The sequence below is a fragment of the uncultured Caulobacter sp. genome, from assembly GCF_937900395.1.
In the GTDB taxonomy this organism is placed as follows: domain Bacteria; phylum Pseudomonadota; class Alphaproteobacteria; order Caulobacterales; family Caulobacteraceae; genus Caulobacter.
In genome coordinates, this window is the sequence record NZ_CALCDX010000231.1 from 22999 (window position 1) to 30453 (window position 7455).

7 protein-coding genes are annotated in these 7455 nt (G+C 69.2%); 2 read left to right on the forward strand and 5 right to left on the reverse strand.

All coding sequences use genetic code 11. The features are described from left to right. Positions 1-47 precede the first annotated feature (47 nt). Both Q0379_RS20680 and Q0379_RS20685 read left to right on the forward strand, forming a co-directional pair. Positions 48-2438 (forward strand): TonB-dependent receptor, encoded by a 2391-nt coding sequence (locus Q0379_RS20680; protein WP_299016209.1) that lies wholly within the window; start codon positions 48-50, stop codon positions 2436-2438. 107 nt (positions 2439-2545) lie between these two features. After that, entirely contained in the window at positions 2546-4303 is a 1758-nt protein-coding gene (locus Q0379_RS20685) for an amidohydrolase family protein (protein WP_299016211.1), read from the forward strand. Positions 4304-4305: 2 nt separating this feature from the next. Here the strand turns inward: Q0379_RS20685 and Q0379_RS20690 are convergent, their stop codons facing one another. The 5 genes from Q0379_RS20690 to Q0379_RS20710 form a co-directional block, all read right to left on the reverse strand. Then, the gene (locus tag Q0379_RS20690) at positions 4306-4737 is read right to left on the reverse strand and encodes a DUF1330 domain-containing protein (RefSeq protein WP_066683158.1); all 432 of its coding nucleotides are present in this window, start codon (positions 4735-4737) and stop codon (positions 4306-4308) included. 108 nt (positions 4738-4845) lie between these two features. Next, positions 4846-5547, reverse strand: coding sequence for a TPM domain-containing protein (locus tag Q0379_RS20695; RefSeq protein ID WP_299016214.1), 702 nt, complete (start codon positions 5545-5547; stop codon positions 4846-4848). A gap of 1 nt (position 5548) precedes the next feature. Next, positions 5549-6364, reverse strand: a complete 816-nt coding sequence (locus tag Q0379_RS20700; RefSeq protein ID WP_299016216.1) for a YgcG family protein — start codon at positions 6362-6364, stop codon at positions 5549-5551. Positions 6365-6449: 85 nt separating this feature from the next. Then, a complete protein-coding gene (locus Q0379_RS20705) occupies positions 6450-7085 on the reverse strand; it encodes a LemA family protein (RefSeq protein ID WP_066686506.1) in 636 nt (211 codons plus the stop codon). 171 nt (positions 7086-7256) lie between these two features. Next, positions 7257-7455, reverse strand: a 199-nt coding sequence (locus Q0379_RS20710; protein ID WP_299016221.1) for an acyl-CoA dehydrogenase family protein, incomplete at its 5' end; no start/stop codon positions are given.

Below are 7455 nucleotides of genomic sequence, written 5' to 3' on the forward strand. Positions count from 1 at the left end.
GCGGGCTCGACCTCGCCGCCACAAAAATAAAGGGTTGGGAGGAAAACATGATCATCGCCACATCGCGCCGCCGCGCGCGCCGCGCCCTGCTGGGCGGCGCCGCGCTGTCCACGCTTCTGCTCGCCCCCGCCCTGGCGTCGGCGCAGCAAGCCGACCAGACCGCGGTCGAGGAAATCATCGTCACCGCCACCAAGCGCGACGCGACGATCCAGGACATCCCCTTCTCGATCAACGCCCAGACCGAGAAGGACATCCAGCGCTCCGGCGCGGTCACGTTGGAGGACCTCTCCCGCAACGTCGCGGGCCTGACGATCCAGAACCTCGGCCCGGGCCAGAGCCAGGTCTCGGTGCGCGGCGTCTCGGCCGGCCAGGTCGTCCGCGACCAGCCGGGCGTCAAGGAGCAGGTCGGCGTCTATCTCGACGAGTCAGTGATCTCGTTGTCGCTGTTCACGCCCGACATCGACCTGTTCGACCTGAACCGGGTCGAGACGCTGCGCGGCCCGCAGGGCACCCTGTTCGGCTCTGGCTCGGTGGGCGGCACCATTCGCTACATCACCAACCAGCCCAAGCTTGGCGTCAACGAGGGCGTCTTCGAGGCCAATGCCAGCTTGGTCGGCGGTGACGATTTCGGCGGCCACGTGAAGGGGGCGGTCAACGTGCCGATCTCCGACAAGGTCGCCATGCGCGCGGTCGGCTACCTGACCCGCTATGGCGGCTTCATCGACGCCTTCAAGGAAGGCGGCAAGGTCGAGAAGAACGTCAACAGCGGCTCGCGGCGCGGCGGCCGGATCTCGTTCCTGATCCAGCCCACCGAGACCTTCAGCCTGACCCCGCGCGTCGTCTATCAGGAGATCCGGGCCAGCGGCTTCAATCGGCAGGAGGTGTTCAACCTCTTCGCCAACAACAACACGACGACCCGGCCCCGGATTCAGTTGGACGAGCGCGAGCAGTATCTGCTGCTGGACGAGAGCTTCGCCGACAACACCCTGCTCGCGGATCTGACGGCCAACCTGGATCTGGGCGGGGCGTCCCTGACCTCGGTCACCAGCTACATCAGCCGCGACATCGCCGTGAACCGGGACGCCAGCGCGCTGTCCGGCAGCGTCTCGGTGGATCTCGGCTTCCCGGCCGCGGCGGTCACCCTGCCGTCCAAGCTGGTGGACACCACGGACCTCGAGCAATTCACCCAGGAGCTGCGCCTGGCCTCCACCGGCGACGGGCCGCTGCAATGGGTGGTCGGCGGCTTCTATTCAAAGGTCGACCGCGTCTATAACCAGCGCCTGCCGACGCCCGGGTACGACGCCTATACCGACGCTGTGCTGGGCGCTGGAACCTCGGCGGCTGTCGCCAACGGCTTCCCCGGCAACTCGCCCTACAACGCCTACCTGCCCTACGACATCAAGCAAAAGGCCTTGTTCGGCGAGCTGAACTACACCTTGGGCAAGCTGACCGCGACGGCGGGCGGGCGCTACTACGACTTCAGCGAGACGCGGCAATTCAAGTCCGGGGGCCTGTTCGCCAACGGCGACAACCGCACCGACAAGACCTCGTCGGACGGCTTCACGCCTCGCTTCCTGCTGAGCTACGAGGCGACGAGCAACGTCACCTTCAACGCCCAGGCCTCGAAGGGCTTCCGGCTGGGCGGCGTCAACGATCCGCTGAACCTGCCGCTATGCACGCCGCAGGACGCCGCGATCTTCGGCGGCTACCAGAACTATGACGACGAGACGCTCTGGAACTACGAAGGCGGCATCAAGTCGCGCTTTGGCGGGGTCCGCTTCAACGGCGCGGTGTTCTACACCGACATAAAGAACCTGCAGACGACGCTCGACGCCGGTTCGTGCAGCTCGCGCGTGGTGTTCAACGTGCCCAAGGCTCACACCAAGGGGATCGAGGGCGAGCTGACCGCGCGCCTCGCCTCGGGTCTCGACATCGGCCTGTCGGGCAGTCTGCTGGAGGCCCAGTTCGACTCGACCGTGAAGGACGGGACGGGCGCGGTGATCGGCGGCATCCGCGACGGCAACCGCCTGCCGTCCGTGCCGAAGTTCCAGATCTCGTTCGACGTCACCTACAGCCGCGAGGTCTTTGACGGCGCCAACGGCTATGTGAAGGCTTCCATCCAGCACGTCGGCAGTCGCTTCACCCAGGCTAGCGACCAGGAGAACAATCCCCGCTCCTTCGTCTCGAACCTGCCGTTCGGCGGGGCGACAGGTCTGGTCCCGACGGTCGTCGACCTGAAACTGCCCAGCTACGAGATCGTCAATCTCAGCGCCGGCGTCGAGATGAAGGACGGCGTCGACGTCACGCTCTACGTCAACAACCTGTTTGACGAGAACGCCCTCTTGTCATTCGACCGCGAACGCGGCGGACGAGCGCGCCTGGGCTACTCTGTGGGCCAGCCGCGCACGGCGGGCGTGACGGTGCGCAAGGCGTTCTAGGCCGGGGCGGGGCGGTCGCCAGGCGGCCGCCCCCTTTCCGCCGGGGTAAGCTTGACGCCCTCCGGACGCGGGCGGACCCTTCCGCCAACGATACGGGAGGATGCGCCATGGCCGCCCCAGCCGCGGACCACGCCTACGACCTCGTCCTGCGCGGCGGGACGGTCTTCGACGGCTCGGGCGCGCCCGGCGTCGTGGCCGACGTGGGGGTTCGAGACGGTCGGATCGCCGCCTTGGGGCGCGGCCTCGCGGCCGGGGCCGAGGAGATCGACGCCCGCGGCCGGATCGTGACGCCCGGCTTCGTCGACATCCACACCCACTATGACGGCCAGGCGACCTGGGGCGAGCGCATGACGCCCAGCTCCGGCCACGGCGTGACCACCGTGGTGATGGGCAATTGCGGCGTCGGTTTCGCGCCTTGCCGGCCAGAGGATCACGACCGCCTCATCCGCCTGATGGAGGGCGTCGAGGACATTCCGTTTCCGGTGCTCACCGAGGGGCTTCCGTGGAGCTGGGAAAGCTTTCCCGACTATCTCGACGTCCTGGCCGGGCGCGCCTTCGACGTCGACATCGCCGCCCAGCTGCCGCACGCGGCCCTGCGGGTCTATGTGATGGGCGAGCGCGGCGCGAACCGCGAGCCGGCGACCGCGGCCGACATCGCCGCCATGGCCGCCCTGGCTCGGCGGGCCGTCGAGGCCGGAGCGCTGGGTTTTTCCACCTCGCGCACGCTCAACCATCGCACCAGCGACGGCCAGCCGACGCCGACCCTGACCGCCGGCGAGGACGAACTGACGGGGATCGCCATGGGCCTCGCCGCGGCGGGCCGGGGCGTCCTGCAGGTGGTCTCGGACTTCTTCCCGGACGGCGCGACCGAGCTGGCCATGCTCCGGCGCATCGTCGAGCGTTCGGGGCGGCCGCTGTCGTTCTCCCTGGTCCAGAGCCCCAAGGCGCCCGAGGGCTGGAAGGCGATGCTGGCAGGCCTATCGGCGGCGGTCGACGCCGGCCTGCCGATGAAGGCCCAGGTCTGCGGCCGGCCGGTCGGGGTGTTGTTCGGTCTGCAGCTGACGCTCAATCCGTTCAGCCAGAACCCCGTCTTCGCCGAACTGAAGGACATGCCGCTGGCGGACAAGGTCGCGGCTTTGTCGGACCCGAGCTTCCGGGCCCGGCTCCTCGCCCACGACGCGGACGCCAAGGGGCCCTTCGCGGGCAGCGCCCTGCGCGCTTGGGACAACCTGTTCCCGATGGACGACGAGCCCGACTACGAGCCGACGGCCGATCGCACCGTGGCGGCCATCGCCGCGCGGGAAGGCCGCGATCCCGCCGTCGTGGCGCTGGACGCCCTGCTGGCGAACGACGGGCGCGGCATGCTCTATCACCCGTTCCTCAACTACGCCGACGGATCGCTGGACCCCAGCTTCGCGATGCTGAGCCATCGCGACACCGTCCCGGGGTTGTCGGACGGCGGGGCGCATGTCGGCATGATCTGCGACGGCAGCTTTCCGACTAGCAACCTGATCCACTGGACCCGCGATCGCACGCGCGGACCCCGGCTGGCGCTGGAGACGATGATCGCCCGCCAGACGCGCGACACCGCCCAGGCGGTGGGGTTGTTCGATCGGGGCCTGATCGCGCCCGGCTATCGCGCCGACCTCAACGTCATCGACTACGAGGGCCTGAAGCTGGAAGCGCCGAAGGTGGCCTATGACCTGCCGGCCGGCGGACGCCGCCTGGTTCAGCGCGCCCACGGCTATGTCGCCACGATCGTCGGCGGCGTGGTCACCCAGCGCGACGGCGAGCCGACCGGCGTCTTGCCGGGCCGCCTCGTGCGCGGCGCCCAGGCCGCGCCGCTGGCGATGGCCGCGGAGTAGGGCTACTCGCCGAAACCCGCGCCGGGCGTCAGCGGCGCCAGCCGGATCAGGCGCGAATCCTCGACCGCCGCCTGGCGGTGCTTCACGTGCTCGCGATAGTCGGGGTTGGTGACCATGGCCAGGAACGCGGCCGCGTTCGGATATTCGGCGATGAAGGCCAGATCCCAGCGCTCGTCGCTCGGCCCCGTCACCACCGTCTCCGGCCGACCCGACCAGACCTGGCGACCGCCCAGGCCCTGGAAGATCGGGCCCGAGGTTCGCCCGTATTCGCGATAGGCTTCCAGGCCCGTCATGCCCTTGCCGTGGTTGGGATGGTCGGGCGGATAGTCCGCCATCGGCTTCAGCCGGATCAGGTTGAGCATGTGGATCGGCGTGTCGCGCGGCAGGGCCTTGAAGGCGTCGAACTGGGCTCGGGTCGGGTCGATGCTGGACATGTCGGTTTCCCCCTTCGGCGCGTTAGGCGCGCTCTGACTCCGCCGCCATGGGACGCCAGAACAGCAGCAAGGCCAAGCCGAATATCGCCAGCGGGACGGCTTTCGCTGTCAGCGCTTGGGCAGGATGGTCAGGCCGTCCGGCAGTTCGTTGTGATTGTCCGACCTGGGCGGCACGTGCTCGGCCAGGATGGCGCCGGCGCGGCGCACGGCGGCCACGAAACCGTCGGCGATGGCGTCGCGCTTGAGGCCGGCCACCAGGTCGGCGACCACCTCGTCCCAGACCGCGTTCGGCGCGGCGGCGTAGATGCCCTCGTCGGCGATCACCTCGACGCGATGCTCGGCCAGGGCGGCGAAGATCAGCACGCCGGTGCGGTCGCGGGTGACGTGCAAGCCATGGCTCAGAAACTGCTCCATGGCCGCCTTCTTGACCCGCGCCGTCTTCAGCGCGCCGGGCGTCAGGGCGCTGCGGACGCTTGGGATCGAGACCACCAGCGCCGCCAGCACGAACACCACGGCCTGCAGGGCGATATAGGTCGACAGCGCCGACAGGATCGCGCCGTCCATCGCCGCGGCGTGACCGACGCTCCAGCCGCCGAACAGGCGGGTCAGCATCTCCGGGCGGAAACCGGCGAACAGCGCCGCCGCCGGCAGCACCAGAGCCGTCGCGGCGGCCCAGACCAGCGGCGTCTCGCGATAGTCCGACACCTCCGGCGCCAGGACGCAGAAGATCTCGCCGGCGGTGGTCTTCTCGGCCTCGGCCACGGCCTGGGCGATGCGATCGAGGTCCTCGGGCGTCATGTTGGTAGGCATCTCACCAGCTCCCCGAACTGCCGCCGCCGCCGAACGATCCGCCGCCGCCCGAGAACCCGCCGCCGCCGCCGCCCCAACCGCCGCCGCCGCGACGGCTGTCGCTGAGGGCGCTGAGGATGATCCATGGCAGGGCCGAGCCCAGGCCGCCGCGTCGTCCGCCCCGGAACAGGCTGGAGAACACGACGATCAGGAACAGGATGACGAAGATCGCGACAATCGGCGAGCCCTCGGCCTTGTGGCGCTCGGGCTGGCTGGCCTCGGCGACGCGGGCCTTGGCCTGGTCGGCCGGCAGGCTGAGCTGCTCGACCAGGGCGTCGGTTCCCGCCACGACCCCGCCGGACAGGTCGCCGTCGCGGAATTTGGGCAGGATCGCGCTCTGGATGATGACGCTGGAGAGGGCGTCGGTCAGGACGGGCTCGAGCCCATAGCCGACCTCGATCCGCACCTTCCGCTCGTTGGGCGCGACCAGCAGGATGACGCCGTTGTTCTCGCCCTTCTGGCCGATCCCCCAGGTTCGGCCCAGCTGATAGCCGTAGTCCTCGATCGGATAGCCCTGCAGGCTCGACACCGTCGCCACGACGAGCTGGCGGCCTGTCGTGGCCTCAAGGTTCTCGAGCTTGTCGGAGAGTTCGCGCTCGGTGTCGGGCGACAGCACCTGCGCCTCGTCGACCACCCGGTCGGTCAGCGGCGGAAAGGTCGGGGCGGCGAGGGCGGGCAGGGCCATCGCTAGGGCCACGAGCGTCAGCACCAACATCCTCACCCGTGCAACGGGGGAGGTGGCGCGGCGCGTGTGCGCGCCGTGACGGAGGGGGCGCATCCGGTGCTTGGACGCCCCCTCCACCGCTTCGCGGTCCCCCTCCCCCGTTTTACGGGGGAGGATGAGAGCGGTCAGGCTCACGGGTCTATTGCACCTTCGGCGGCGTCGCCGTCGGCGGGCTGGAGAAGTCCACGGTCGGCGCGCTCTGGGCCGAGGCCGTGGCCTGGAACAGCTGGGCCGGCTTCTGGCCGCTATAGACCGTCTTGGCCCACAGGATGCTGGGGAAGGTCCGCAGCGTGGTGTTGTAGGTCTGGGCGGCCTGGTTGTAGTCGCGGCGCGCGATGGCGATGCGGTTCTCGGTGCCTTCCAGCTGGCTCTGCAGGGCCATGAAGTTCTGGTTCGACTTCAGCTCCGGATAGCGTTCCTGGATCACCATCAGGCGGCCCAGCACGCCCGACAACTGGTCCTGGGCGGCGGCGAATTTCTGGAACTGGGCCGGGTCGGTGATGGTCGAGGCGTCGACCTTGACCTGGGTGGCGCTGGCGCGCGCGGCGGTCACCGCCGTGAGGACGTCCTTCTCCTGGGCGGCGTAGCCCTTCACCGTGGCGACCAGGTTCGGCACCAGGTCGGCCCGGCGCTGGTACTGGTTCTGGACCTCGGCCCAGGCGGCCTTGGTCGCTTCGTCCTGGGTGGGGATGGTGTTGATCCCGCAGCCGGCCAGCGTGGCCGGCACGGCGACGATCAGCGCCACGCGCGCGGTGTTACGGACGAGACGGTTCATTCAATCCTCCAGCGGTCCGCGCGGCGGCGGACGATCGATAGGAAGCCTAACGCGCGAATACGACACGCGAACATGACTGTTCGCGTACCCCCGTTAGATAGCGCGTCGTTTGATCGACGTCAGGAGGCGTGGAATTAAACCTTGTCCATATCGTCGCGCGGCGCGCGCCCGCTACTGGAAGGCCTGCTTGCGAGGCCCGATGTAGCCGAACAGCCAGGCGGCGACCTTGCGCATCTGGATCTCTTCCGCGCCCTCGGTGATCCGGTAGCGGCGGTGGTGGCGGTAGATGTGCTCGAACGCCTTGTGCCGCGAATAGCCGATGCCGCCATGGATCTGCATCGCCCGGTCGGCGGCCTCGCAGCACAGCCGG

Excerpts from the sequence above, each read along its gene's own strand:
- Q0379_RS20680 (WP_299016209.1), top strand. The coding sequence starts at position 48 with ATGATCATCGCCACATCGCGCCGCCGCGCGCGCCGCGCCCTGCTGGGC.
- Q0379_RS20685 (WP_299016211.1), top strand. The coding sequence starts at position 2,546 with ATGGCCGCCCCAGCCGCGGACCACGCCTACGACCTCGTCCTGCGCGGC.
- Q0379_RS20690 (WP_066683158.1), bottom strand. The coding sequence starts at position 4,737 with ATGTCCAGCATCGACCCGACCCGAGCCCAGTTCGACGCCTTCAAGGCC.
- Q0379_RS20695 (WP_299016214.1), bottom strand. The coding sequence starts at position 5,547 with ATGCCTACCAACATGACGCCCGAGGACCTCGATCGCATCGCCCAGGCC.
- Q0379_RS20700 (WP_299016216.1), bottom strand. The coding sequence starts at position 6,364 with ATGCGCCCCCTCCGTCACGGCGCGCACACGCGCCGCGCCACCTCCCCC.
- Q0379_RS20705 (WP_066686506.1), bottom strand. The coding sequence starts at position 7,085 with ATGAACCGTCTCGTCCGTAACACCGCGCGCGTGGCGCTGATCGTCGCC.